This window comes from Paenibacillus sp. Root444D2, assembly GCF_001426375.1.
Lineage (GTDB): Bacteria > Bacillota > Bacilli > Paenibacillales > NBRC-103111 > Paenibacillus_E.
Map to the genome: position 1 here is coordinate 81,883 of NZ_LMEO01000052.1, position 25,261 is coordinate 107,143.

A 25,261-nucleotide genomic window follows, 5' to 3' on the forward strand; every position below is an offset into this window, starting at 1 on the left:
GCAGAAAAAGAGCTTTTTCTCACGAACAATTGTTTCTAGTTTGTAACAAATTATTGATGACGAGAAACCACATTTTTCAGTGCTTCTTTGGATTGGAAACCAACCACTTTATCAACAGGCTGTCCGTCTTTGAAAACGATCAATGTTGGGATACTCATAACACCAAAGCGCGCAGCAGACTCTGGATTGTCATCCACGTTTACTTTTGCAATTTTCAAGGACTCAATTTCTTTATCAAGCTCTTCCAAAACGGGAGCGATCATTTTACAAGGTCCGCACCAAGGTGCCCAGAAGTCTACAAGTACTGTACCTTCTCCTTCAACTTCGGCTTTAAAGCTGTTATCAGAAACATTCACGATTGACATGATAGTTCCTCCTTCTAAGAATGGATTTGATTTATAACATCAAGTAGTACCTAGCTACCGATGAACGTCAACATGTAAAGTATACCACACCAGTGGGTCATTTCAACCAAGCCATAAGTTAGCAAAAAGGTTGAAGTTGGATCTACTTAGCTGGTAAACCTACAGGCAGCCCCTGAAGTCTTTGCTGCTCGATATAAGCAATACGATCCTTCAAATTAGCTTGCAGCAGCTGCAGCATTTGCATCTGTTGTTCGATTTCTTCGAGCTTCTCTGTGTAGAGTGGCAGCAAATCATCGCACATCGACTCCTGATTTTTCATGACACAGTTGAGAAAGCTTTCAATCTGTTCGGTCGTAAAGCCTAAGCTCAAATAAAACTGAATGGTCTTCACGCGCTCAACAGCCATCTGGTTGAACACCCGATATCCGTTTTCTTCACGCTGCGTCGCGATTAGCCCCTTCGCCTCATAATACCGCAAAGAACGAATACTGGCTCCGGTAAGCTTGGATAACTCACTAATCCGCATGGCCTTCACCTTTTTCCTTTTCCTTGATCAAGTAAGGATGATTTCATTGTAAACCATGACACTAATGTTAGAGTCAAGTCTTATTTAATACTTTCCGCTACTATCTGTTATTGTTTGCACAATTGTCACTTTGATTAGCTTTACAACTTTCGACGAATTTGGGTATACTAAACTTAAACATACGAATGTCGGACGTAGGGGGTAACCACATGAGCGATCCTAAACACCCTGAGCTTCACGTGTACGAAGAACCGCGTAATGATTTCATGGATGTAGGCATTGGCTTTGGCGCTTTCTTTGGCTTTTTGTTTCTAATTGCAGCCATTGCAACCGTGATTCAAGTTATGAAATAGGAATGTCCAAGCCTGCAAGAGAACCGCTTTGCACTCCGTGTGAAGCGGTTTTTCATGCAGTTTTCATTTGAAAAAACTTATACTTTCTTATTTGATCAAAAAAGCTGCACAGATGAACTCATCTGTACAGCTTTTTATTATTTCCCACGCTTGTTCGTACCTGTTACCACAACCACATCGACAAAAGGACGAATACGGTCCATAATCCGCTGTCCCTTGTACTCCTCGTCACCATCTTTATTCGTGAAGCTGAAATGCTTCTCCAAATCAGAGAGCGCATAATTGGATGTGAAAAAGGTCGGTTTACGATTCATACGATGATTCACGATAGCGCCAATGACATGATCTCGCAGCCACGGATTCAAATTCTCCGCGCCAATATCATCGAAAACTAATAGATCCGTTTCCTTCAGAAGATCAATCGTTTCCTTCAGCTTGTAGGGCTCCTGGAACATCCCCTTCAAGTCCTCAGCAAAATCCGGCATATAGACGATTGCGCCTGTCATACCGACTTTGGCCAGCTGATGCAGCATATAACCCATCAGGAACGTCTTCCCCGTCCCAAACGATCCGGATAAGTAGAGTCCTCTAGTCTGAAGCCCCTCTTCCATCGTCAAGCTGACATAGTCGTTAATTTGCATAACGGCTTTCGCTCGATCCAGATCCGTTTCAAGGATATCTCCAAAAGAGTAGCTGCGCGAAATCATCCGCGGATCCACGTGAAAGGTGCGGATTCGGCTGCTTATGGCATCCTGCAGCTGCTTCGCGTTGAACTTCTTGCAAGCTACCTTTTCCTCATGAACAAACGGCTTTTCATTGACGGAGTCGGCTGTTAACATCGTATAATGCCCCGTCATATCATTCGGACAATTTTCTAAACCTGGACAGTTCGAACAGTTTTTGAACTCTGTCACATATTGATACAGCTTGTTCATATTAATCTTTATGGTATAGTCATCAACAAATGGGTACTTTTGGCGAAATTTGTGAACTAAGACGTCGTCCATGACAACTTTAATTTTCGCTTCTGCCTTCCGTCTCCATTCAGACTGCGGCATTGATTTGAGTAAGTGAGACAGGGAATCCATGCTTCCTGCACCTCCTTATGATTCTCTTGTACGTTGTTTAAAACAGCATTCTCCGTTACTTTTCTTTACGCTTGGGTTAGTTTTCTTTACATCAAAGGCAGTGTGAGACCTATAACCATCAGCTCTTCCGATTAAAGCGCTCGTCCAGCTTCTGCGCCATCCTTCTCGCGGCTTCCAGCTCTTCATCCGTCAGCCTTGAAGCCGCTGCTGTGCCGGCATCTGGAACAACGATCGGAATGTGAGGCTTCTGCGTCTTGCCTTGTCGGCCTCTAGTTACAGAACCACCGCTAGCTTTAGCGGCCTCCACCTTGGATGCTGCCTTTTGTTTGTAGCTGATTTTCTCACGCACATATTCCACCGCTTGTTCGTAAGTGATAATTTGCTTGCCCAGCATATCCGATGCGACTGCTTCAATCGAGGACTTGGCCCACGAGCGGCGGTCGATATGTAGGAAGTGGATCAAGACATTAATGACTTCCTCTTTCAATCTATAATTCAAATCAATCTTCTCAAATATATTAAGTACACCGTCCGGAATGGAGCCCTGAGTGAAGAACATTTTCAGAACTGCCGTGTACGGCTCATTTCGCATAATGTAATTGTATTGATGATCTGTACATTCCCCGCGCAGCTGCTGCGGCACTTCTAGGTAATAAGCCATTTCAACTGACTTGTCTCCAGATGTGTCTAGCGCATCGTCATTCGCTTCACCTTGTGACTTCTCTTCCGATCTAGACAACGTGCGCTCTCGTTCCTCATCCCGCTTCTTGCTCTGTCTGTAGAACAGATTCGCATTATACTGCATAAGATCCATTTGCAGCTCACCCTCTTCGGTGAATGCGCCATCCTCATCCAGCAAACGGCATGTTTCCTGTAGCGATAGGTTGTACTTCTTCGCCACAATATTAATTGCAGCCATCTGATCCGGTTTATGTTTGAGAGCCTCAACGAAAACACGATTGCTCGCTCCTCGCGGAAACCTCATGATAATATCCGCATACTGGAAGCCTTTGGTTGTCACGTCCATACGAGCGTCTCCCTGTTTACTGGCAGAGGCCTCATACAGGGCTTGCTCCAGCTCATAATCAACCACCTGGGTATTGAGACGGAATAGATCATAGAACGGAACAGACAGGTTCTCTTCACTCGCGTCACGACATTCTTCCGGCTCTGACGAGAGCAGCTCTTCCCGAAGGGACAGGAGCATGAACTTGCCGACCTTATCGCGGAGCAGCAGCGTCAAATGCTGATTCCGGAAAAACTCATTGGGGCCAAGTGGAGGGAACAAGGTGTATACGAAGACATAGTCTTCTTCGCCCGGCAGAAACTTGCGAGTGGTCTGCAGGAGCCCTATGGCTTCAAGCTTCGAAGATTGCTCAATGAGATATTTGCGCCCTCGCTCCCCCTGCTCAAGCTCGAGCAGCAGAAACAGCTTTCGCTGCTGTTCCAGCGGCGAATATCCGACTTTTTCTGCACTCATCTGCAGATAGAGTGCTTGATAGAGGCTAATAGCCAATCCGCCAATCATAGGCTGATACATAATAGCTAACATTTTATAATCCAGACTGCTCAAAGAAAACTCACGGTTCACACAAAACCTGTGGTTCTCGGTGAAATGCAGCATATTCGTCATTCTCATTCCGTTACAGCACCATCCTGCCTCAACCGATTGAAGCTACGAAAGCTTCTCGGTTTCTCTCTATTAGTCTACCACAAAAATCGACACGCTTGGTATCTACGAGAGAAAGATAATATTACCTAATATGAAAAAACCAACCTTTCGGACGGCAAAATTCCGACAACTTTGCCGTTAGAGGCGACATTCCGACTTGTTTTTGTAAGCATTGCCCCATTCTTTCATAAGTAAAATAATAGGGACCAATGTTTGCCCGAAGTCAGTCAACGAATATTCGACCTTTGGAGGCACTTGATGATACACCTCGCGGTGGACTATGCCGTCCTCTTCCAGCTCCCTTAGTTGTAGGGTCAGCATTCTCTGAGTAATGGACGGACAGATTCTTTTGAATTCATTAAATCTTTTGGTCCCTCCAATGAGGTGATATAAAAGGACACCTTTCCATTTGCCCCCAATAACATCCAATGTATATTCAACTGGACAGCCCTCATCATTATGAAGGTTGCCGTACCCGCTTTTACGATCCCGCATTCACATTCAACTCCTTATAGTATACAAATTGATACTACATAACACGATTGTGCGTACTTACTATTTTAAAACGGAACGATTAAACTAACAACATAAAAACAATTATTTAAATGAGGAGATGGGAAAATGATTGCAAGAGAGACTATGAAAGCAGTAGGTCTATATAAGTATTTAAAAGTGGAGCATTCGGAAAGCTTGATTGATGTGGAAATTGAAAAGCCGGTTCCTACAGGTAAAGATCTACTTGTTAAAGTTAAGGCTATTTCTGTAAACCCAGTCGATACCAAAGTAAGGGCTCCAAAAGATAAGACGGAGGCATCACCAAGAATCTTAGGGTGGGACGTCGCGGGAATAGTGGAACAAACAGGACCGGAATGCACATTATTTCAACCAGGCGATGAGGTTTATTATGCAGGCAGCATTACACGCCCGGGTGGAAATAGCGAGTTTCATCTCGTCGATGAACGTATCGTCGGAACGAAACCTTCAACGCTTGATTTCGCTCAATCCGCAGCGCTGCCTTTAACAGCCATCACAGCTTGGGAGGCACTTTATGACCGATTGGGTGTGTCCCACAATAAAGACATGAACGCAGGTAAGGTTATTTTGATTATAGGTGCTGCTGGAGGTGTAGGATCCATTGCAACACAACTGGCGAAGTATGCCGGCCTGACGGTGATCGGTACGGCTTCCCGCCCCGCATCAATCAATTGGGTGAAAACAATGGGCGCAGATCATATCATCAACCACTACCATTCTTTCATTCCTCAATTGCAAGCTATCGGATTACAGAATGCCGACTATATTTTTTGTTTAAATAGTACAGAGCAGCACTGGCAGAACATGGCCGAATCGATTGCGCCGCAAGGCAAAATTTGCTCCATCGTTGAGACAGACCAACCACTGAATTTGACTTTGCTTAAAAATAAAAGTGTAACGTTTGTATGGGAATTAATGTTCACTCGCTCCATGTTCCAAACAGCCGATATGATTGAACAGCATAAGCTGCTGAATGAGGTTGCTAGACTAATCGATAATGGTACCATCCGTACCACTTTGGCCGAAAGGTTGGAGCCAATCGATGCTACGAATTTGCGGAAAGCCCATGCTATGATTGAAGCAGGCAACACAGTTGGAAAAGTGGTTTTGGAACATTTTTAACATGTGATAAAAATAGAGCCTGTTGAGTTTCCTCAACAGACTCTTCCTTCTATCAGCTGGTTTAATGAAGCGGCAGCTGACTTACCTGAACATCCTGGCCATACATGACCGGATTCAACTTCTTTGCAATCGCTAAGTCCAATAGTAGACGCTGTGTCTGATTATCTTCCAGGCTTTCCACCCAAAGCCGGATTAAGTCATTCATCTTTGAAGGGTTTTTAATCGGAATTTGATGCTTAGCATCCTTTATGAAATAGAGGGAGCTATGCGGCAGCTCTTCATGGAGTATGTTCGCATACCGATGAAATGTGCGGTCCTTTTGACCATAAATCAATAGGATCGGATGCTGGATCCCCCGAAGACGGCGCGTACAGGTGTAGGTAAGGGCCTGTTCATAATACGGCTTCACATTTTTTGCATCATCGCTAACGGAGCTTTGGTACAGTTCCTGATAAGTAGCAGCATTATCCGCATTCCCGAAGGTGATCGCTTTTTTCAACAAATTCATAAAGAGACCAGAACCGGCCATCTGCGCGGCGAGCCATACCCTGCTTTTGTTATAAGGATCTGTTAACTCGGACATCCCGCTGACCACTATTCCCCCTAAGAAACGTTTCGGATATGTAAGCAGGGCTTCCAGCAGCACCGAGCTGCCTGTGGAATAACCACATAGGAACGCTTTTTCAATACCCAGGTAATCTAGCATCTGCCTTATATCTTCAACGATGAGCGCATAGCTAAATGCACGTTCTGACGACTTGCTCGCGCCGTGCCCTCTGATATCAAAAGTAATGACTTGATAATGGTCCGAAAGCTGCTCTCTTTGATAAGCAAAAGTCTGTAAGGTTAATAAAGGTGGATGAATAAAGACGATTGGGGTACCAGTCCCCGTAATCTCAACATTCAATTGGGTTCCGTTCACATGAGCCAAGGGCAAAATAGTCTCCTCCGAAAGGTCAATTTAGGCAACTCAACCTTAGAATGACCAGTTCTGCCTTTTTCTATGAGAACCTTAAAACATTTTGAAGCCTCTAATCCGCAGGGCTTTAATGGCCGATCCACTTAAAATAGCGCCAATTAAACCACCGATAGCTGGAATAATATCAACAATGGTGAAGCTATCTCCGCTGGAAAGAAAAGACGCCTCTCCAATTGAACCATAAATAACAACACCGATAACCAAAGCAATAAAAGCATAAAGCGGAAACCATGTTGTTTTCATTAGCATATTTAATATAAACCCGATCCCAAAAAATAACACTATCATTAAGACAGTGGCAATGACCATTTGTAACAATGTACGTTCCCCCTTAACAATGTAAGAAGCCTGTTCATCTATCTGACTTCCTTATAATTGTAATCCACGAAATGTCACAGGTAAAGTGTACACAAATTGAACATTTCCTTCTTCACCCTTTGTTCATTTGCCCTTTCCCCATGAATTGGATACAATGTAGGGGATATTAGCCCTTGAATGGAGGAAAACCAATGAGTGAAGCCGTACAAACGCTGGAAGGCTGGTATGCGCTCCATGATTTCCGTCTGATCGACTGGAACGCATGGCATGCTGCAACCCCGCAGGAGCGTAAGCACGCAACGGACGAGCTGAATACATTTCTGTCCCAGTGGCAGCAATTCGAGAATGATAAACTAGGCAGTACTGCCGTTTATAGCATCGTTGGTCAGAAAGCCGACTTTGTATTCATGCAAATGCGCGAAACGCTTGAAGAACTGAATGAATTGGAAAATACGTTTAATAAATCAAGCTTCGCCGCTTTTACAATCCCGGTCTATTCCTACGTATCCATTGTAGAATTAAGCAGTTATCTGGCAAAGCCAGGCGTGGATCCTTCGGAAGATCCGGATATTCAAGCCCGCTTGAAGCCTATCCTGCCTAAATCGAAGCACATCTGCTTCTATCCGATGAATAAGCGTCGCGATGGCAATGACAACTGGTACATGCTCCCTGCCGAAGATCGCAAAACGATGATGCGCAGCCATGGCATGATTGGACGCACATATGCGGGTAAAGTTAAACAAATCATTACTGGTTCCGTAGGACTGGATGATTGGGAGTGGGGCGTAACCCTGTTCTCCGACGATCCTCTCCATTTCAAAAAGCTTGTTTATGAAATGCGTTTCGACGAAGTGAGCGCACGTTTCGGTGAATTCGGCGACTTCTACGTCGGCAACCTGCTGACACCTGATAAATTTGCTAAATTAATTCAAATTTAAGATAATCATACAAACCCCACTGGCGCTAGAATAGAAGCCTCTAACAGCTTCTATTTGTACAAAATGCTGCCTTTTCGGTAAAATAAGAGTCCCTAGGGACTCTTATTTCTGTAAATTTGGGCTTAGACCCCCATGGATTAGCAGAATAGAAGTCTTTAGCAGCTTCTATTTTTGCAAAATGCGATACTTTCAGTAAAATATGAGTCCCCAAAGACTCTTATTTCTGTAAATTGGGCTAAAACGCCCACTGGCTAGCCACTAATGGCATTAGCAAAATGAAATAAAGAAGCTTCGCTCATAAGAGCAAAGCTTCTTCGTCTTTTATTCCTCATCCTCGTCGTCACGCAGGGCAGCCTCTAATTCAGCTTCCATCTGCGCTTTACGAGCCAGATACACTTCCGTATCACGGTCACGCTGACGACCTTTTTCCTTCAAGCGTTCAATCGCAGGAAGAATGAGAATATCAATTTCCTTTTGCACAACAGCTACATGATCATAACGTTTCTCAGTCTCTAGAAAGTGACCGACCTCGATCAGGGCATTGTAACGATCCAGTTCATCCCGGGTAAGAAGTCCTCTTACTTGGACACTGCAGTGCCGCATGGCGATCCCCCCGTTAAATAATGATGACTAGACTAGAAACGTCCCTTACGTATAACAAGTGGAATACCGCCAATAATGTAGAGGTATCTCATATCAACCACTTTTTTCATCATGGCTGCAACGTTACCTTTGAGTTTACGGGATCCTACGATACCGATGGCTTGACCTTTACCTAAGGAAGCAACAGTACCTTTGTTGGAGTATTTGAAAGTTTTCATTTGCGAACCGCGAATGGAAGCAATCAGGTTGTGCGCAACAGCTTCACCTTGCTGCATAGCGATTTGAGCTGTTGGAGGGTATGGTCTGCCTTCATCGTTCATCACGATGGAACAGTCACCAACGACATAGATGTTATCGAACCCTGGCGCATGCAGGTGCTCATCGACTTTAATTCTGCCGCGCATCGTTTCGAAGCCAGCTTCATCAAGCATATGGTTACCGCGGATACCGCCTGTCCAAACAACTGTAGCAGCTTTGATAAACTCATCGCCAGCAATCAGAACACCCTCAGGCGTACATTCTTTAATCGCTGTACCGATTTTGAAAGTAATGCCTTTGTCAGTCAAAACTTTCATCGCATACTCAACAAGCTCAGGATCGAATCCTGGAAGTGCCGTTGGAGCTGCTTCAATATTATAGATCTTCACAAGGGAAGGATCGACGTCGAACTCTTTGCAAAGCTGTGGGATACGGTCAGCAAGCTCACCAATGAACTCGATTCCAGTAAATCCTGCTCCACCGATAACGAATGTCAGGTAATCTTTGCGGTCTGGCTCACGCTTGTACTTCGCGAATTGATACTCAATATGTTCACGAATGAAACGAACGCTGTTGATACTGCGAATGTTCAATGCGTTTTCTTTAAGCCCAGGAATACCGAAAGTTTCAGCTTCGCCACCAAGACCAATAACCAAGTAGTCATAGGAAAGCGTACCGTCTTCGAGAATAACCTTTTTCTCGTGCGGACGGATTTGTGTAACTGTGGATTTCACGAAATCAACTTTAAATTCATCAATCAATTTCAAAATGTTCACGCGTGCATTTTCAGGATTATCGGTTCCTGCAGCAGGCATGTGGAGATGGGTAGTAATGTAATGATAATCATGCTTGTTTACAAGCGTTACATCGGCTTCATTGTAGTTTAATTCTTTTTGCAAACGAATTGCGGATAGGATTCCGCCATAGCCTGCTCCTAAAATAACGATTCTTGGTATTCTACTCATTTCTCTCTCACTTCCATATCCGTATTTATAGTCCTATGGTTTCTCTATCTTGTGAAAAATTACACAAACAGCTTCAAAAGTAGTATACTGCCTCTAGTTTGCACCCAGCTGCAGCGAATTATGATGAAACAGGATGAAATTAGTCACAACATGCGTAAACCGATTCTCATGATATAATATAATTTTCATAAGTAAATATCAAGTGCTATTTTGGCTTAAAATAAGGCATAAGGGCCTTTCTAGCTTGCCCAACTATTGCAAACATAATTTATCGTATCTATAAGCGATTTATATAAAGAAATCTCATTTTTCTGTTTCCTTCAATAGAAGAGACGTTTATAATGAAATAATGATTATGGCAATACACATATATTTACCACATCAAAAGTACTGAATCGGAGGAGTCTAAGAATGAACGAGAGAGAAACAAATCAAGATATCGTTGATATCATAGTAATTGGTGGAGGCCCTGCTGGAATGTTCGCATCTTTCTATGCGGGTATGCGCCAAGCGTCAGTAAAAATTATCGAAAGTATGCCGCAGCTTGGTGGTCAGCTTGCAGCTTTATATCCTGAGAAATACATTTATGATGTAGCTGGATTCCCGAAAGTAACCGCACAAGAATTAGTGGACAACTTGTTAGCTCAAATGAAACACTTTCAGATCAACACTTGCCTGGAAGAGAAAGTACACCAAGTCATCAAAAAAGAAGAGCGTCTCTTCGAAATAACAACTGACAAAGGCACACATTTCAGCCGCGCCGTTATTATTTCAGGCGGGGTTGGCGCATTCGAACCGCGCCGTCTTGAGTTACCCGAAGCCGCGCAATTCGAGAAGAAAAACCTGCATTACTTCGTTAGCGATTTGAATGCTTTCGCTGGCCAAAAAGTGTTAATCAGCGGTGGCGGCGATTCAGCAGTTGACTGGGCCTTAATGCTTGAGCCTATCGCGGATAAAGTCACACTTATCCACCGTAGAGATAAATTCCGTGCACATGAGCACAGTGTAGAAAACCTGATGAACTCCAAAGTAAACGTTGTAACTCCAACGGAAATCACCAAACTTCACGGTAATGACCGCATCGAGCAAGTAACGCTTAAAGATATCAAATCGGGCGAAGAAACTGTACATGATGTCGATGCTGTTATCATTAACTTCGGCTTCGTTTCTTCCCTTGGACCGATCTCCGAATGGGGCCTTGAGATTGAAAACGGCTCAATCGTTGTTGACTCCAGAATGGAAACAAACATTCCAGGCATCTTCGCTGCCGGGGATATCACAACTTATCCGGGAAAATTGAAACTGATTGCTGTTGGCTTTGGTGAAGCACCTACTGCGATTAATAACGCTAAAGTCTATATCGACCCTAATGCAAAACTTTCACCAGGACACAGCAGTAACTTAAAATTTTAATCTTCTTAAATATAATGGGGTATTCTAAACCTAATCTACGGATTAGGAGGAATACCCCTTTGTCATATATATGTCCGGTTTGCAACGGCCTACAGGAGCTAAATACCGTGTGTCCTGTTTGTTCACAACAGATGAATGATTGCGGGAAATGGAGTGACTATCTAGGTCCCTACTCTCCTTACAGAGAGATTGATGATATCTCCATGTCAGATGGGACACTAGGCTCACAGAATAATCAATGCCTTCATCTGGTAAACTGCGCTGACTGCCACCAGAATTTTACCATTGAAATAACTACATGAAGAAACGCTCTAGTTTAGTGGGGTTTCATCTTTGATGTAAACGTGAAGTTTTAAATTACGTCTCTGTATTTCTGCGAGCAACAGGTCAACAAAATCTGATTCCAATCTCAAATCCAATGCTTTGTAATAAGAGTCGATCAATGTTTCGTCACTAATTTGTCTCACTGAAATCACCTTTATTCTATAATTTGTAATTATATTATCATGGGGGCAAAATTAGAACAAGCGTTCCGTTATCCACAGATACCTGTGCATATCCTGTGGGTAGATTGTTAATATGTCCCATAAACACGCTGTATTTATAGGGGATACTGTGCATAAAGTTATGCACACGCTAAACTCTCAGTCAGCCGATAAAAAAAATTGATCGAAACATCGGAATTATTTTACTCTCAGTTAACAAATCCTTAAGCTTGTTCACACAATTGAAAAGAAATTTTAATCGTGACTTAATATTCATAGCCTACAATGATAGTAGAAAGACAAAATAAAGGAGCGAATGACATGATCGTTTACGATATTGTACTAAATGGTGAAATTAAAGAAACGATTAAACCTCGTAAGAACCGTTTGAAAGAGATTTACACATTCATGCTAGAGCAAAGTAAGCTCATGAAAGCCAAGTATGGTGATAATGTTAAAATTAAAGGCCGCATGGTGTATTAGGGATAAAGAACCCGTTATACACTAGCGGCCTTTTTTTCTTCCATGCCATTAGATGATCCCTTTCCGATGCAGAACCGTTAATAATCGATAGAAATCATAGCTCCCTTTCTCCGGAGTATCGATTAATGAGGCTTGGATCGCAGCGTCTACAGCAGTTTTCGCCCATTGCGGTACGACCTCCATCGCTGCTTGCTCCTCTAGGGAACTAACTCTATTTTGTAAGGCTGCAATTTGTTCCTCCAGTTTCTCTAACATACGCACGACCTCCTCATCAAAGTGAATTAAACCATAAGATTGAATTATCGCATTCAGTTTACTTGCATAAGAGGGATCCGATGCATAACCACTGCTTTGCAAAGCTTTCACTTGCTCACCAGGACTTCTCGCCATCCTGACGCTAGCATAACGAGGGGATCCAAAAAGGTAATCCTGATCACGAAAACCTGCCTCAACCGTAGGGTATGCGCGAAAATCTCCTGGTACGTTATCATAGCGTATACTCCCAATAACTTCCCATGTCGTTGTTGAAACGCGATCTCCCTGCCAATATGGGGTCAGTATGCCATTACCAACCTTATAACCGACTAGATTGTTCCACGCGTTCATATTGCCCCCAGTCTCCTGAATGGCTTGCGCGATTCTCACGGAAGGATAGATCGGTGAGTTCTCTAGACGAAGCTTCACAGCAATAGGCGCAATGATCTCAATAAATTCCTGCCTAGTTGCCATAGACACACCTCCTTCTTATATCACTAGTAAAGTAAACCTTTCAATCTATTCTATTCTCTCAATGCTTAAAAGGGTTCCGCTAGTTTTTTGTTTTTTGCGAATAATGTAAAAAAGGCTCCCGCAAGTGCAACGATCCTGCACTCGGGGAGCTAAAATATCCAATGACCAAGCAACATCATAAGTAATCCAAATATAGCCGAATATCGCTTTATCGTTCGGTTCGTCTTCGGGTGAAACAAAAGCAGCCAAATAATAAATCCAATAGGAATTAAAATACCAACTTTTAAATTGAATGTACCTAGAATGTAATATCCAACTAATTTCAACCCTAAATATCCTTCGTCCTCATCTCTATTTCTGTAAAACAGTATTAATACGAAAATGACAACAATTGTAGAGATGATTGAAACATTAAAATTCCAATTCACTTATAGGATACAACTCCTCTCATCAACTGCAGGAATTCCTTTTTATGTATATTATATCATTTGAAATTACATGCATAAGACTAATCCTTGATCTCTATCCTGTTTCCTTCTGGATCAATGAATACGCCAATTTTCCCCCAATTAAATGAATGTACATCAACATTCACACCGCGACTTAATAGCTCCGAAATAGTATCTTCAAAATCATTTACGTTGAACCTTATCACTGTTGGATTTTGCGCTCTAGTCTTTTGTGTTGTTGATGCAGTGCCATTATCCTCAATCATTAAATAACTGCCACCAAAATCAAGTACAGCTAAATTACTTTTTTGTTCACGAATAGGAAGACCAATTTTCTCCGTGTAAAAATTTAAGGCTCGTTCGTAATCTTCGCAAAATAAAATGACACCAGATTCGCGTAGTTGCATGATTTAATCCTCCACTTCCCTATTTATCCCTATTGTACCATTCGACACTCTTCTTTCTTTGTTCTTTAACATAAAAAAACCTCCAAGCTTCTGTGTATTAACATCGCACATAAGCTTGGAGGTCGTAATCACGTATTAAGCCTCGACTTTATCGTCGCACTTCTCAACTAAGCCCTCTTCATCCTTCACTTTGAAGGAAGAGCCGCATCCACACGATGCTACGGCATTCGGGTTATTGATGGAGAACCCGCCGCCCATGCCTGCGTCTGTGTAGTCAATTTCAACACCGTATAAATATTTGGAGCTATCTTCGTCCACAACGACCTTGAGGCCATGTATGGTGAATACTTTATCGTCATCCTTCTGCTCATCATCGAAGCCCATGCCGTAAGAGAAACCGCTACAGCCTCCAGCTTTGACTCCTAGACGCAAGAATAGGTTCGGTGACTCTTCAGAAGATAGAAGCTCTTTAATCTTATCTGACGCTGATTCACTAATGTTAATCATAACGGAAATCCCTCCCTAAAGTTCTCCTTATGGAAAACTGGCATTATACTAAGTTTTCGTAATGCTTACTATCAAGTATACTCCTATCTGACGCATTGCTCAAGGGCAGTTGCGCAGTCATTCATAGCCATTTCAGCCATAAACTTTACGGTTATGTCTTATCGCATAATATTGTAACAGCAATTGATCGAGCTCTCGACTGCACTGCTGCACTTCTGGATGAAGGAAGCCGTATGCCGTACCTAAGGAAACCATATGGCCTCTAAGCTGTTCTATTTCTATATTTAATCGTTCCTGTGGTTCGGTCACGAATACTGATATCACGATTTAATCACCTTTAGCCCTACGTAATCACATTGCAATAGTATACAGGAATTTGTTAATATTGGGAATAACATTTCCTCATATAGCAGGAAAAATAATGTCATATTTGTATATTGTCAATTTATCTCCATCTAATGATATTGCCCCTCCCAACACGGAGGTTTATAATGGATGTGATGGATTACACGTATAATAGAAGAAACAAGACGAAGAGACTTTGAACTACGCTCAAAGATCCCTAAGCAGAGAGACTTTAAACTCCGTTTAAAGATCCCTATATTAAGAGTGTGAATTCCTGACCGAACTGGATGAACAGGTACGCGAGCGTCTCACACCACATAACGCATTTAGTCCTTATCTAGCTGAATGCGTCGATTCAGTATGGACTTTATTTACTATTCAGAGGAGGAATAATGATGAGTGTTGTCACTACAGACCCGGTCAAACGGATGGCCGAAATTGCAGACAAAGTTGAGAATGGTCAACGTCTATCTATGGAAGATGGGCTATTTTTGTATGAATCGGACGATTTGCTAACCATCGGTCAATTAGCGAACAAAGTAAATACGCGAATGAACGGAAACAAGGTTTATTTTGTCCAAAATATGAGTTTGTACTTTACGAATGTGTGCGAGGAGCATTGTGCTTTTTGTCATTTCCGCCGCGACGAAGGTGAAGAAGGCTCATACACACTGACACCTAGTCAAATGTTAGATTATGTAGCTGAAAATTTTAATCCAGAAATTAAAGAATTTCATATTAGCCAAGGGCATAACCCGCATTTGCCTTTTGAATATTACGTGGATTGCATCCGCCAACTGAAGCAAGCTTACCCTGACGTTACGATTAAAGCTCATACAGCGGCTGAAATTGAATTCTTCTCGCGTATCAGTGGTCTTAGCTTCCGAGATGTCCTCAAGACGCTAATGGATGCAGGTTTGTCCACTCTTCCAGGAGGAGGAGCCGAAATTCTGACGGAGCGCTACCGAACGAAAATGAAAGTAGAAAAAGCATCCTCGGAGGAATGGATTGACGTACATCGTAACGCTCATTTGCTCGGTATGAAAACTCACGCAACGATGCTGTACGGCTCAATTGAAACGAAAGAGGAACGCATTCGTCATATGATGCTGCTGCGTGAGCTTCAAGATGAAACAGGCGGCTTCTTAGTATTCATTCCTAATTCCATTCAGCCAGCAAGCAAAAACGCAGGCCTCAAACATCGGGTAGCAGCTTGGGATGAACTGAAAACCATTGCGATTAGCCGTTTGATGCTGGATAATTTCCCGCATATTAAGGCTTATTTCATCAACATTGGTACGAAATTGACCCAGCTATCCTTCACTTTCGGTGCTTCGGACGCACATGGTACGATCGTGAAAGAGAAGATTTCCCATGCTGCCGGCGCATTATCACCAGAAGGTCTTACACGAGATGAGCTCGTTTATCTTATTAAAGGCGCAGGACGCATTCCTGTTGAACGTGACACCTTTTATAATGAAATCAGGGTATATTAGTCATACTAGAGAAGAGATATTGTTCAGAAGGGATATTGGATGGGATGAAAAAGTTTGTAATTCTCGGAGGCGGTTATGGCGGTTTGACCATAGCCTTAAACATGCTGGAGAAGGATTTGCCAGAAGATACACTGCTAGTACTTATTGACCGAAGCCCTTTTCAAGGATTAAAAACGGAATATTATGCATTAGCTTCAGGTACGATTGCTGAAACACATATTCGTGTTGCCTATCCAAATGACCCGCGGTTGCTTCTAACATTCGGTGAGGTTTCTAGCGTCGATTTGAACAACAAGCAAATTCATTTTGAAGATCAAGAACCGCTATCGTATGACTGGTTAGTTATCGGTCTCGGCTGTGTGGATAGTTATCATGGAATTGTCGGTGCTAAAGAGTACTCTTCCAGCATCCAGACTCTTTGCCAAACACGTGCTACCTACCAGCGCATTAACGACATTGCGCCATATGGACAAGTCTCCATTATTGGAGGAGGTCTAAGCGGAGTTGAAATGGCAGCTGAGCTCCGTGAAAGCCGGGCTGATTTGAACATTCGATTGATTGATCGTGGCCCAAGCTTACTTTCCGCTTTCCCGAGCAATCTGCAGCAGTACGTCCGCGAATGGATGACGGAGCATCATATTGAACTCCGTCCGGGGGTATCGTTAGTCCGACTAGATGGTGGAGATTTGTACAACGGGGATGAAATTATTAAAACCGATGCTACAATCTGGACAGCAGGCATTCAGCCCAATCCAATCGTTGAGGCATTGAATGTGCCCAAAGACCGTCAGGGCCGTATCATGCTTAATGAGTATCATCAAATTCCAGATTATCAAGAAGTGTTCGTCGTAGGGGACTGCGCTTCCCTGCCGTTCTCTCCAAGTGCGCAAGCGGCGCAAGCCCAAGGCAAGCAGATTGCCGAAGCCATGCTGTCGATTTGGAAAGGCGATACGCCTCGTCTTGGTAAAATTAAACTCAGAGGTACGCTCGGTTCTCTGGGTAAAAAGGCCGGCTTCGGCATCATGGGTAAACGTACGTTAATGACGGGCAAAATCGCTCGTGTGCTCAAAAGCGGTGTACTGTGGAAGTCGAAACGCCACTTCGGGTAAGATTAGTCTCCAAGAAGTTCGTACATTGCTTCAATTTCTTTAATGCGGTTTAAAATGCGCTCGTGAAGAGCATCGGCGCTTTCAGCTGCAATGATTTCGCCATTCACAAGCGCATAAGGTTCCATATAGCACTGTCCGCAATTGCCTAGACAGCCGTATTCCATGACGTCGAAGTCAGGATTTTGTTCCAAAGCTTTCATGACTTTATCGGTTCCATGATGCATATTACTGGCACAAAACTCAATGATTGGTCTCATTATATAAATTCCACCTTATGTTGATATTCAAGTTGAAAACCATTTTCATTTAATCATTATTGTAATATAATAATAGAAGAAAGGAGATGAATCAAATGACTGAAAAAACAAAAGAAGTAATTTATGATGAAGTCCTTGAAGTTTTAGATAAACTCCGTCCTTTTCTACAACGCGATGGCGGTGACGTAGATCTCGTTGATGTAGAAGACGGTGTTGTGAAGCTGAAACTGATGGGTGCCTGCGGCAGCTGCCCAAGCTCAACAATCACGTTGAAAGCTGGTATTGAACGCGCATTGGTTGAAGAGGTTGAAGGCATAACAGAAGTCGTACAGGTATTCTAAATACGACTATATCATAAGAAAGAGCTTACCTCTATGGTAAGCTCTTTTTGCCTATGTATTAAGGGCTAGTTTTTACGCTGGTTAAGCACTGGCAAAGGCTGGATCGGATCGAGCCCACCAGAAATATCCATTATATTTCCAGTAATGAAATCAGATGCAGGTAAACAAAGGAAATCAATAACTCTAGCTACATCTTCGCCCGTCCCCGGTCTTCCTACCGGTGTTTCCCCATCAACCTCCAGACGAGCTTCTTGCATCGTCCGTTCTTTGTTCTTACCTCGAATATCGCCAGGACATATCATATTGACAGTGATCCCATGGCTCGCCTCTTCTTCGGCCAACGTTTTCGTGAAGGAAACTAAGCCTACCTTAGCCGCCGCGTATACGGCGCGATGCGTCCAGCCCCTTGCTTCAGCCGCCTTACCGAATCCAAAATGGATGATTCGCCCCCATCGTCTCTCCCGCATCATAGGCAGAACTAGATGATCAAGCTCCATGACGCCGAGCAAATTGCCGCGCATCAGATACTCAATCTCATCGACGTTATAATCAGCGAAAAAGCGCCGCTCTCTGAAGAAAGGTCCAGCATTATTCACGAGAATATCAATCGGACCGAGCGCAGATGTTGTTTGTTCCACCATACGTATAATATCATCGCGTTTGGCGACATCCCCTTGGACGGCCACGCTGCGAACACCCAGATCTTCCAATCGAAGGACGAGCTCAGCAGCTTCCTTTTCACTATTTACATAATTGACAGCTACCTGACAGCCCCGCTGCGCTAGGGTGATCGCGGTCATTTTCCCCAAGCCCTTGGCGCTGCCTGTAATAAGAACCGTTCGGCCTCTTAATTCCATGGTCCTCTTACCCCTTTGCAATACTTGCCGTAATATAAGAGAAAGCTATTGTTAAGGTTCGGCACACCATTTCAAATCCCTGCTGCAGATCGGCGATATTTGATTTCACATTTTCAACGTGAATACGCTCACCGGGAATCGGCTCTTTTTGCATAAGATCATCCAGCATTTCAGCGTTAATATAATGAATCTCCATATTCCGTTGATTGCGCAGTCGATCTAGAGACGATTTATAATCCATTTTGAGATTATAAAGCTGGAGCTCTAGTGAACCGTGGATTTGCTTTTCATGCATACGGCGCAGTACGGTAAAGTACGAGAAACGAGACTTAAGCGTCTCTGTTTTCAGCTCGAAAAGATCATTCATAAACGTGCCCAATTTGTCCAAGATCGAAAACAAGCGAATGAAGGCATTTTTATAAAAATAAACAAATCGATGATATTCTTCGATCTCTTGCGGATTCATTTCCTCCAAGAATGCCTTACTGATATGCTCAGCGTAACGCTCACAGCAATATTTGCTCTGTTCAAGCTCATCCAAGGCATCAATAAACCCCTTGCTCCAGATCGCCCGTCTATGATACTTGGGATACTCTGAAGCTAGGCGGCTATGTTCCTTAGATTCCAACAGCTCAATATACGTTCTAACCGCGTTACCGGCTTCTAGAAGAAGTCCGCTATCTATTCGTTTCGGTTCATTGAACAATACTCGCAGCACGGGCACACCCCTTTTTCATCTAGCAAATTTGTTCGGTTATAGACTTGTTGTTTGTTCGCTTAGGGTCTGTTTCACCTTCTGTGAACGATCCCGCTGTACCAAATACATAGCTGCCAAAACCCCAACACCACCCAAACATTGATACAGGGAAATCGACTCATGCAAAAAGATGTAGCCCGCAATAGCTGCAGTTACAGGAAGTAAATACCCATAAGCAGAAGATTTGAACGGCCCTAACTTAGCTAAGCTCCAGTTGTGTATAGAAAATCCTAATGCAGTAGCCATCAAGGAAGTATAAATTAAGCTGATCCAGCCTGTCGAAGAAATGGCCGCAAAATAGGCGGCGTCAGCACGCCAGAGAACGAAAGGCAGTAGCGAGAGCGCCCCTGCTGTCATTTCGAGTGAAATCAGCAGCGGCAGCGGATAGCGCAACACAAGTCGATTCATACCGATGAGATAAATGGCTCCCATAACACTGCGCATCAATAATAGAATATCCCCTCGGAACGTTTCTCCTCCAAGATGGAATCCATCAACCCCGCCTGAGACAATGACGATTACACTGCATAAAGCTAATGGAATTCCGATAAGGATGCGCCATGTGAGCCTCACTTGACCGGCAATTAAAGCGAAAAGAACGGTTATGACGGGCATGAAGCCGCGCCCTAATACAGCGCCATTCGCGGAGTTAGAGAACTGCAAGGCATACTGCAGAAGAGCTTCCATGCCAATGGCATTGAGAATGCCTAACCCACATATAAGGAGCAGATCTCTACCGGCAATCTGCATCTTCAGCGAACGCGATCGATAATAAAAGTAAGTATAAACCCACAGCAACGGAATCATACTCGCGAAGCGCAACCCGTTAAAAACGAGGGAATCCCACTCTCTTCCCCCAATCTTCAGCGAAGCTAGATTAATGCCCCAAAGGATATACACCAGAACAAACCCTGCATGTGGATAAAAGGAACGGAACCGATACTCATTCATGCGAAATATTCCTTCCAGCGGCGATCCACGAGTTCCCCGATATCTTCCCGCGGGAACAACTCATCTGGATATCCTGGTTTCATACGAGCATCAATCACAATCGGAACCTCGTAGACGATGTGATGACGATTCACGCTGGACTGCGCGTACATGTCACTTGCCGGATTGAACCGAGTGAACACGGTCCATAAGAATTTGGTTTGGTCGTTCGCGATGCCGCTGGCGTCATCCACTAAGAGGACCAGCGGCCACTCAGCTAAGCGGCTGGCTGCATTCGCCAGCAGACGCTGTGGCAGCTCCAAGGCTGGACCTTGCTCGTCGATGACACTCCGATGAATTTCGGCAAGTTCTAGATTAGGGTCTACTGGAGAGGAGATTTCAATCAGTTCATTTTCGCGGCGCAAAATATCTAGAAAAGCTCTTAAATTCGTTGGTACCATGTAGGTTCCACCTTTGACTGTGGGATTGTAGATGAGTAATTGGAAGTAAAAAGGAAATAGCCTTCCGCGTCAGAAGGCATCCTCTACCGCAAAGATAGCCCTGCCGTGCTTCCAAGGAGCTCGTCCGTCAGGTATTAAGCTTTGCGGTCATATAGCGTAAGTACGCATAGATAACATAAGAATCCAAACATGCAAGAAACAATAACCGCGTGAATCATGCCGGTAAATAAATAAGCGACTTCATTCCCCATTGACCAGGTCACAACGGCTCCGCTAAACACTTGCAGAGACACTAAAATTAGCGCCCATTTGCTGCCAAACCTCAGCTTGTCTGAGCCCTGATAATAACGTTTGGCTTGTAAGTAAAGAAACAAAATACATATAAAGAGCAGTAATGCCGCTACACGGTGGGTAAAGACAATACCCGTTGCCCCGCTGAGTTCAGGGACTACTTCCCCATTGCATAAAGGCCAGCCCGAACATCCGCCTGATGAAACCGTGTGACGAACGAATGCACCCAGATAAACAACGACATAGCTGTATATCGTCGTTATCCATACAAGGGCTTTAAAACTGCTACGAATGGCCGTATCACGCTGGAATTGCCCCCATGGCGTAAAAACAATGGCTAGCAGCAAAGAAAAAGCAAAGGCCAATAAGGATAATCCGAAATGTAAGGCCAAGACGAGTGAAGATTGCGGCCATACGACAGCCATAGCCCCCATTGCTGCTTGAATGAGCGTCATCAATACCGTAGCGGAGATAAAAAATTTGGCATCTCTACGTTTCACATAACGAAATACAAGAATGAATGTAGCAACCAGGATTAACGTCACAATGCCTACCACCAATCGATGGCTGTACTCAATTAGTGAAGAAATCGTATGTGCCGGGACGAATGTCCCATGACACAGGGGCCACTCATCTCCGCAGCCTCTACCTGCGTCAGCCTTCGTAACTAAGGCACCCATTGCAAGAATAAGAAACATGCCAATGGCCGAAAGATTCGCTAATCTTTGAATCAATTTTTGCATGATTGCACCTACTTTTATGTCATTACTTCTGTTAATCATGTCGAATGATGTTGCTCCGCTTTCAATTATAGCTGTAATAAGTAGGCAAATCCATTCGCAATTGTTACAAAGCTCCGAAACCGCGCGGAAGGCCGTCCTGAAGTTCAAAAGTCATTCAATGTTTCAACTTTTGGGACGAGGGTAAATAAAAGATGAGCACCAAATTATTGCTGTTCAACCAAAATCGATTGCAGGAGGTTTTATCTATGGGTAAGCACATTATTGGAGTATTCAATTCGGAAGAAGAAGCCATTCGCGTGATTAACCAACTCAAGGCAGAAGGCTACAGAGCAGATGATATCTCAGTTATCGGCAGGAATAACGAGGGTTTAAGTCAAATCGAGGATGAAACAGAAACCAAAGCGGAAGAAGGACTAGCAACCGGTGCTGCTGCTGGCGGTGTATTAGGTGGCGTTACGGGATTACTGCTGGGTATTGGTGCACTTGCCATTCCAGGTATAGGCCCTATCATAGCAGCCGGCCCTATTGTCGCGACATTGACCGGCGCAGCCGTTGGCGCGGGTGCAGGCGGCCTTGTCGGCGGCTTAATCGGTTTAGGTATTCCCGAGAATGAGGCCAAAGATTATGATAATTACGTCAAGGATGGGAAAATTCTAGTCCTCGTCGAATCTGACTCCACCCGCGATCATAAAGCCTATGAAACATTTCGCAATAACAAATCGCTGAATGCTAACACCTATACCCCTGAGTATGGCTATCGATCATAAATCATAAATATATGCTTGGTTATAAAAAAATCTCTCTTTGGTTAAATGGGGTCAATCTTGACCCCATTTAACTCAGAAGAGAGATTTTTTGTGCTTACGACTTTAACGCATCGGACACTTCGATTGCACGGCCCAGGAACTCCTCAATTTCTTCGCGTGTTTTACGCAATTTACTGACGAAACGAACCAGCTCTTGGCCTTCACGGAAAGCAATAAAACTTGGAATACCAAGGATATTCAACTGCTCACAAAGATCAGGCACTTCGTCGCGGTCTAACTCGATGAACGTGATACGTCCAGAATAAGCTTGCTCCACTGCCGGCATGAAGGGTTCGATATAGTGGCAGTCTTTGCACCAACTTGCTTTGAATACAGCAATGGTCAACGTGGGCTGCGAGATTTGTTCTTGAAAAGCTTGTTCATTGGATACTTTAATCATGACGAGCACCTCATTGCTTAGAATTTATTAACTTATAGCATGTCCAAACAATTGTATCAAGATTAAAGATAGGCTGCAATTTATTTGAAATATATTTACAGTAAAAGTAAAAAGTGATATCATATAAATATCAAAAAGATATACTTTGAAAGGGTGCTGCAAGAATGAAAGAAACGAATGCTTGGTCGTTAAATGGTTTTCTCGGTTTATTGTTATTTATTATCGGCGGTGGGATTGGCGTTTTCCTTCTTACGCAGGAACGAATTGTGCCGGGCATCATCCTTATTATTCTGGGACTGATATTCGTCTCGACAATCACTGCTGTTAATCCGAATGAAGCTTCTGTCATCACTTTCTTCGGCAGCTACTTGGGTACAATTCGCAAGAACGGCCTATGGCTCATTGTTCCTTTTTCAAACAGAAAGAAAATTTCATTGCGGGTGCGCAATTTTAACAGTGTGAAACTCAAAGTAAACGATATTGAAGGAAATCCTATCGAGATCGCGGCCGTCATCGTGTTTAAAGTAGTCGATACCTACAAGGCCCTCTTTGATGTGGACAGCTACGAAAAATTCGTTGAAATTCAAAGTGAAACGGCGCTGCGTCATGTCGCCAGCAAATATCCTTATGACCGTTTTGAAAGCGAAGGCTACTCGCTTAGAGGCAATGCAGATGAGGTTGCCGCTGAGCTTAGCCTTGAACTGCAGCAGCGTCTGTCTGTAGCAGGTGTAGAAGTCATTGAGTCTCGCCTGACCCACCTCGCCTATTCGACTGAAATTGCCAGTGCTATGCTTCAACGCCAGCAGGCTTCTGCTATTTTATCCGCTCGCCAAATTATTGTTGATGGCGCTGTGGGTATGGTTCAGATGGCTATCTCTCGGTTGGAGTCCGAGGGCTTGCACCTAGATGAGGAAAGAAAAGCGGCTATGATAAACAATTTGCTTGTTGCGATTGTATCGGACCGCTCAGCGAGCCCGGTCATTAATACCGGTTCGTTGTACTAACGGGACCAGGGCTATGGCTCCTAAGAAGAATTTCCCGCTCCGACTTGATCCTAAGCTGTACGAGGCTCTGGAGCGTTGGGCGGAGGATGAATTCCGCAGTGTGAACGGTCATATCGAGTATTTGCTGCGTGAAGCGCTCCAACGAACTGGACGTATGATTAAACCCGGAACAGAGCAAGCCAATTTGGAAAAGACGGATGAGTGATTTCTGCCACGCGGGCTGTCCGCAAGTACACTTATGAACTACGACCTGAAAGATGGACACTTTGAAAAAGTGACCTCTCTCGGGTCTTTTTACATTTATAATTACACGTCTGATATAAGGTTTGAATGAATCCATCTTCTAGGTTGAATGATGTTGTATATAGTGCAACAATTCCGCCTAGATTCCGCCGATTTCGCTTCGCTGTTGTATAATGTACAACAATTGGGCCACATAAAGGCCATTTCTACAATAAATAGGCTAGAAATGTTGTACAAAATACAACTTCCACTTACAAAATAGCCTTTCCACGTGTGAATTGTTGTATAAATTACAACAATTGGCAACCACTATAACCGATCTACCTTTATAAAGCTGCTGATCGGCTCTATTATCAAATTTTGGAGTTATGCTACCTGTTTTGAGGCAGCACAATGAATAGGGTCTTTCTTTTAAGTATCAAGCGAGGGGGCAATGTTCATTATCTACTTTTGAGATAGCCCCTTTTCTATTTATAAGTTTCTAAGCATCGACTTCCGGGTAAATAGTAATAAAGATGAGATAAGGAGTGATACAGCATGCCAAGAACAACATATTGGGTTAGCGTCGGACGGCAAGAAGTCGTGCCAGCCAGTGAAGTGCTCATTCGAGACCATTATGAGTTCGAGATCCGCGCCGATGAAGCTGAGCTTCTCCAGCTCATTGAACAATTCCGGGAAATCAATCTGGTAGATAAACAATTGATGAAACGGGCAAGTACTCCGTACGAGGCGTTCCCAGAAAAAGATCAGGACATGAAAAATCGCACTTATGATGAGCGGCTTAAGGATATTTATTTTCTTGTGTACCAGTTGGGGACGACAGAAACCAAGAAGCATATTGAAGCTATGAATCTGGGGGATTTACCGGAATACCAGAATATCAACAGCAAACCGGAATAGTTAAAATAAACGGTTTATACCAACCTTGGGTAAAAGTGTTTGTAAAGGGTTGATGCAAACCCCGCTACACCCAAAATGTAAATGCATTAAAATTTTCTTGCTTAGCCGTCAGTGTAAAGTTGTAATT

General features: G+C 43.6%; 34 protein-coding genes. 12 read left to right on the forward strand and 22 right to left on the reverse strand.

What is annotated here, in order from left to right; genetic code table 11:
* Nucleotides 1-50: 50 nt before the first annotated feature.
* A complete protein-coding gene (gene trxA, locus ASD40_RS33805; protein WP_057307540.1) occupies nucleotides 51-365 on the reverse strand; it encodes a thioredoxin in 315 nt (104 codons plus the stop codon).
* A gap of 142 nt (nucleotides 366-507) precedes the next feature.
* On the reverse strand, nucleotides 508-891 hold the full coding sequence (locus ASD40_RS33810) for a MerR family transcriptional regulator (RefSeq protein WP_057307541.1): 384 nt from the start codon (nucleotides 889-891) through the stop codon (nucleotides 508-510).
* Between the two features lie 209 nt (nucleotides 892-1,100).
* Between ASD40_RS33810 and ASD40_RS36820 the strand changes: the two genes are divergently transcribed.
* Nucleotides 1,101-1,244, forward strand: a complete 144-nt coding sequence (locus ASD40_RS36820; RefSeq protein WP_082562634.1) for a YqzM family protein — start codon at nucleotides 1,101-1,103, stop codon at nucleotides 1,242-1,244.
* 137 nt (nucleotides 1,245-1,381) lie between these two features.
* Here ASD40_RS36820 and dnaI read toward each other — a convergent pair whose 3' ends face one another.
* The 3 genes from dnaI to ASD40_RS33825 all read right to left on the reverse strand — a co-directional run bounded on the left by dnaI (nucleotide 1,382) and on the right by ASD40_RS33825 (nucleotide 4,499).
* The gene (dnaI, locus tag ASD40_RS33815; RefSeq protein ID WP_057307542.1) at nucleotides 1,382-2,332 is read right to left on the reverse strand and encodes a primosomal protein DnaI; all 951 of its coding nucleotides are present in this window, start codon (nucleotides 2,330-2,332) and stop codon (nucleotides 1,382-1,384) included.
* Nucleotides 2,333-2,450: 118 nt separating this feature from the next.
* Entirely contained in the window at nucleotides 2,451-3,971 is a 1,521-nt protein-coding gene (locus ASD40_RS33820) for a hypothetical protein (protein WP_057307543.1), read from the reverse strand.
* Between the two features lie 171 nt (nucleotides 3,972-4,142).
* Nucleotides 4,143-4,499: a winged helix-turn-helix transcriptional regulator gene (locus ASD40_RS33825; protein WP_057307544.1), complete on the reverse strand. Its 357-nt coding sequence runs from the start codon at nucleotides 4,497-4,499 to the stop codon at nucleotides 4,143-4,145.
* A gap of 126 nt (nucleotides 4,500-4,625) precedes the next feature.
* Between ASD40_RS33825 and ASD40_RS33830 the strand changes: the two genes are divergently transcribed.
* Nucleotides 4,626-5,660, forward strand: a complete 1,035-nt coding sequence (locus ASD40_RS33830; protein WP_235549490.1) for a zinc-binding alcohol dehydrogenase family protein — start codon at nucleotides 4,626-4,628, stop codon at nucleotides 5,658-5,660.
* A gap of 61 nt (nucleotides 5,661-5,721) precedes the next feature.
* Here the strand turns inward: ASD40_RS33830 and ASD40_RS33835 are convergent, their stop codons facing one another.
* Together ASD40_RS33835 and ASD40_RS33840 are read right to left on the reverse strand one after the other, a co-directional pair.
* On the reverse strand, nucleotides 5,722-6,582 hold the full coding sequence (locus tag ASD40_RS33835) for an alpha/beta fold hydrolase (protein ID WP_235549504.1): 861 nt from the start codon (nucleotides 6,580-6,582) through the stop codon (nucleotides 5,722-5,724).
* Between the two features lie 90 nt (nucleotides 6,583-6,672).
* Nucleotides 6,673-6,957: a YuiB family protein gene (locus ASD40_RS33840; RefSeq protein ID WP_057307545.1), complete on the reverse strand. Its 285-nt coding sequence runs from the start codon at nucleotides 6,955-6,957 to the stop codon at nucleotides 6,673-6,675.
* 191 nt (nucleotides 6,958-7,148) lie between these two features.
* Between ASD40_RS33840 and hemQ the strand changes: the two genes are divergently transcribed.
* On the forward strand, nucleotides 7,149-7,895 hold the full coding sequence (gene hemQ / locus ASD40_RS33845) for a hydrogen peroxide-dependent heme synthase (RefSeq protein ID WP_057307546.1): 747 nt from the start codon (nucleotides 7,149-7,151) through the stop codon (nucleotides 7,893-7,895).
* Between the two features lie 321 nt (nucleotides 7,896-8,216).
* Here the strand turns inward: hemQ and ASD40_RS33850 are convergent, their stop codons facing one another.
* Together ASD40_RS33850 and ASD40_RS33855 are read right to left on the reverse strand one after the other, a co-directional pair.
* Nucleotides 8,217-8,498 carry a hypothetical protein gene (locus ASD40_RS33850; protein WP_057307547.1) on the reverse strand — a complete coding sequence of 94 codons (282 nt, stop codon included), beginning with the start codon at nucleotides 8,496-8,498 and terminating at the stop codon, nucleotides 8,217-8,219.
* Nucleotides 8,499-8,530: 32 nt separating this feature from the next.
* Entirely contained in the window at nucleotides 8,531-9,721 is a 1,191-nt protein-coding gene (locus ASD40_RS33855; RefSeq protein WP_047681609.1) for an NAD(P)/FAD-dependent oxidoreductase, read from the reverse strand.
* Between the two features lie 411 nt (nucleotides 9,722-10,132).
* On the opposite strand from ASD40_RS33855, the gene ASD40_RS33860 reads away from it, so the two are divergent.
* Entirely contained in the window at nucleotides 10,133-11,134 is a 1,002-nt protein-coding gene (locus ASD40_RS33860) for an NAD(P)/FAD-dependent oxidoreductase (protein WP_057307548.1), read from the forward strand.
* Nucleotides 11,135-11,445: 311 nt separating this feature from the next.
* Here ASD40_RS33860 and sda read toward each other — a convergent pair whose 3' ends face one another.
* Nucleotides 11,446-11,610 (reverse strand): sporulation histidine kinase inhibitor Sda, encoded by a 165-nt coding sequence (gene sda / locus ASD40_RS36825; protein WP_373460170.1) that lies wholly within the window; start codon nucleotides 11,608-11,610, stop codon nucleotides 11,446-11,448.
* A 330-nt stretch (nucleotides 11,611-11,940) separates the two neighbouring features.
* Here sda and ASD40_RS33865 point away from each other — a divergent pair, with 330 nt between their 5' ends.
* On the forward strand, nucleotides 11,941-12,102 hold the full coding sequence (locus tag ASD40_RS33865; protein WP_057307549.1) for a hypothetical protein: 162 nt from the start codon (nucleotides 11,941-11,943) through the stop codon (nucleotides 12,100-12,102).
* Nucleotides 12,103-12,150: 48 nt separating this feature from the next.
* Here the strand turns inward: ASD40_RS33865 and ASD40_RS33870 are convergent, their stop codons facing one another.
* The 5 genes from ASD40_RS33870 to ASD40_RS38945 all read right to left on the reverse strand — a co-directional run bounded on the left by ASD40_RS33870 (nucleotide 12,151) and on the right by ASD40_RS38945 (nucleotide 14,518).
* Nucleotides 12,151-12,831: a glycoside hydrolase family 73 protein gene (locus ASD40_RS33870; RefSeq protein WP_057307550.1), complete on the reverse strand. Its 681-nt coding sequence runs from the start codon at nucleotides 12,829-12,831 to the stop codon at nucleotides 12,151-12,153.
* Nucleotides 12,832-12,980: 149 nt separating this feature from the next.
* The gene (locus tag ASD40_RS33875; protein ID WP_057307551.1) at nucleotides 12,981-13,259 is read right to left on the reverse strand and encodes a hypothetical protein; all 279 of its coding nucleotides are present in this window, start codon (nucleotides 13,257-13,259) and stop codon (nucleotides 12,981-12,983) included.
* 80 nt (nucleotides 13,260-13,339) lie between these two features.
* A complete protein-coding gene (locus ASD40_RS33880) occupies nucleotides 13,340-13,687 on the reverse strand; it encodes a VOC family protein (protein WP_057307552.1) in 348 nt (115 codons plus the stop codon).
* 135 nt (nucleotides 13,688-13,822) lie between these two features.
* A complete protein-coding gene (gene erpA / locus ASD40_RS33885) occupies nucleotides 13,823-14,194 on the reverse strand; it encodes an iron-sulfur cluster insertion protein ErpA (RefSeq protein WP_029194777.1) in 372 nt (123 codons plus the stop codon).
* 132 nt (nucleotides 14,195-14,326) lie between these two features.
* The gene (locus tag ASD40_RS38945) at nucleotides 14,327-14,518 is read right to left on the reverse strand and encodes an aspartyl-phosphate phosphatase Spo0E family protein (RefSeq protein ID WP_235549491.1); all 192 of its coding nucleotides are present in this window, start codon (nucleotides 14,516-14,518) and stop codon (nucleotides 14,327-14,329) included.
* 413 nt (nucleotides 14,519-14,931) lie between these two features.
* Here ASD40_RS38945 and mqnE point away from each other — a divergent pair, with 413 nt between their 5' ends.
* Both mqnE and ASD40_RS33895 read left to right on the forward strand, forming a co-directional pair.
* Nucleotides 14,932-16,035 carry an aminofutalosine synthase MqnE gene (mqnE, locus tag ASD40_RS33890; RefSeq protein WP_057307553.1) on the forward strand — a complete coding sequence of 368 codons (1,104 nt, stop codon included), beginning with the start codon at nucleotides 14,932-14,934 and terminating at the stop codon, nucleotides 16,033-16,035.
* A 44-nt stretch (nucleotides 16,036-16,079) separates the two neighbouring features.
* Entirely contained in the window at nucleotides 16,080-17,144 is a 1,065-nt protein-coding gene (locus ASD40_RS33895) for an NAD(P)/FAD-dependent oxidoreductase (RefSeq protein WP_057307554.1), read from the forward strand.
* Nucleotides 17,145-17,146: 2 nt separating this feature from the next.
* Here ASD40_RS33895 and ASD40_RS33900 read toward each other — a convergent pair whose 3' ends face one another.
* Complete coding sequence (locus ASD40_RS33900) at nucleotides 17,147-17,401, reverse strand: YuzB family protein (protein WP_057307555.1); 255 nt, start codon at nucleotides 17,399-17,401, stop codon at nucleotides 17,147-17,149.
* 95 nt (nucleotides 17,402-17,496) lie between these two features.
* Here ASD40_RS33900 and ASD40_RS33905 point away from each other — a divergent pair, with 95 nt between their 5' ends.
* Nucleotides 17,497-17,742 (forward strand): NifU family protein, encoded by a 246-nt coding sequence (locus ASD40_RS33905; RefSeq protein WP_029194781.1) that lies wholly within the window; start codon nucleotides 17,497-17,499, stop codon nucleotides 17,740-17,742.
* A gap of 65 nt (nucleotides 17,743-17,807) precedes the next feature.
* Here ASD40_RS33905 and ASD40_RS33910 read toward each other — a convergent pair whose 3' ends face one another.
* The 5 genes from ASD40_RS33910 to ASD40_RS33930 all read right to left on the reverse strand — a co-directional run bounded on the left by ASD40_RS33910 (nucleotide 17,808) and on the right by ASD40_RS33930 (nucleotide 21,781).
* Nucleotides 17,808-18,599 carry an SDR family oxidoreductase gene (locus ASD40_RS33910; RefSeq protein WP_057307556.1) on the reverse strand — a complete coding sequence of 264 codons (792 nt, stop codon included), beginning with the start codon at nucleotides 18,597-18,599 and terminating at the stop codon, nucleotides 17,808-17,810.
* 7 nt (nucleotides 18,600-18,606) lie between these two features.
* Nucleotides 18,607-19,317: a Cthe_2314 family HEPN domain-containing protein gene (locus tag ASD40_RS33915; protein WP_057307557.1), complete on the reverse strand. Its 711-nt coding sequence runs from the start codon at nucleotides 19,315-19,317 to the stop codon at nucleotides 18,607-18,609.
* Nucleotides 19,318-19,353: 36 nt separating this feature from the next.
* Nucleotides 19,354-20,307, reverse strand: coding sequence for a DMT family transporter (locus tag ASD40_RS33920; RefSeq protein WP_057307558.1), 954 nt, complete (start codon nucleotides 20,305-20,307; stop codon nucleotides 19,354-19,356).
* On the reverse strand, nucleotides 20,304-20,747 hold the full coding sequence (locus ASD40_RS39575) for a UbiD family decarboxylase domain-containing protein (protein ID WP_057307559.1): 444 nt from the start codon (nucleotides 20,745-20,747) through the stop codon (nucleotides 20,304-20,306). Before ASD40_RS39575 ends, ASD40_RS33920 begins: the two co-directional genes overlap by 4 nt.
* Nucleotides 20,748-20,881: 134 nt before the next feature.
* Complete coding sequence (locus ASD40_RS33930) at nucleotides 20,882-21,781, reverse strand: COX15/CtaA family protein (RefSeq protein ID WP_057307737.1); 900 nt, start codon at nucleotides 21,779-21,781, stop codon at nucleotides 20,882-20,884.
* Between the two features lie 245 nt (nucleotides 21,782-22,026).
* Between ASD40_RS33930 and ASD40_RS33935 the strand changes: the two genes are divergently transcribed.
* A complete protein-coding gene (locus ASD40_RS33935) occupies nucleotides 22,027-22,548 on the forward strand; it encodes a general stress protein (RefSeq protein WP_057307560.1) in 522 nt (173 codons plus the stop codon).
* 94 nt (nucleotides 22,549-22,642) lie between these two features.
* On the opposite strand, the gene ASD40_RS33940 is transcribed toward ASD40_RS33935, so the two are convergent.
* Complete coding sequence (locus tag ASD40_RS33940; protein WP_057307561.1) at nucleotides 22,643-22,987, reverse strand: thioredoxin family protein; 345 nt, start codon at nucleotides 22,985-22,987, stop codon at nucleotides 22,643-22,645.
* A 164-nt stretch (nucleotides 22,988-23,151) separates the two neighbouring features.
* Here ASD40_RS33940 and ASD40_RS33945 point away from each other — a divergent pair, with 164 nt between their 5' ends.
* From ASD40_RS33945 to ASD40_RS33955, 3 genes are all read left to right on the forward strand, one after another.
* Nucleotides 23,152-23,991 (forward strand): SPFH domain-containing protein, encoded by an 840-nt coding sequence (locus ASD40_RS33945; RefSeq protein ID WP_057307562.1) that lies wholly within the window; start codon nucleotides 23,152-23,154, stop codon nucleotides 23,989-23,991.
* A 13-nt stretch (nucleotides 23,992-24,004) separates the two neighbouring features.
* Entirely contained in the window at nucleotides 24,005-24,196 is a 192-nt protein-coding gene (locus ASD40_RS33950; protein ID WP_057307563.1) for a hypothetical protein, read from the forward strand.
* 575 nt (nucleotides 24,197-24,771) lie between these two features.
* Nucleotides 24,772-25,134 carry a hypothetical protein gene (locus tag ASD40_RS33955; protein ID WP_057307564.1) on the forward strand — a complete coding sequence of 121 codons (363 nt, stop codon included), beginning with the start codon at nucleotides 24,772-24,774 and terminating at the stop codon, nucleotides 25,132-25,134.
* Nucleotides 25,135-25,261: the final 127 nt, after the last annotated feature.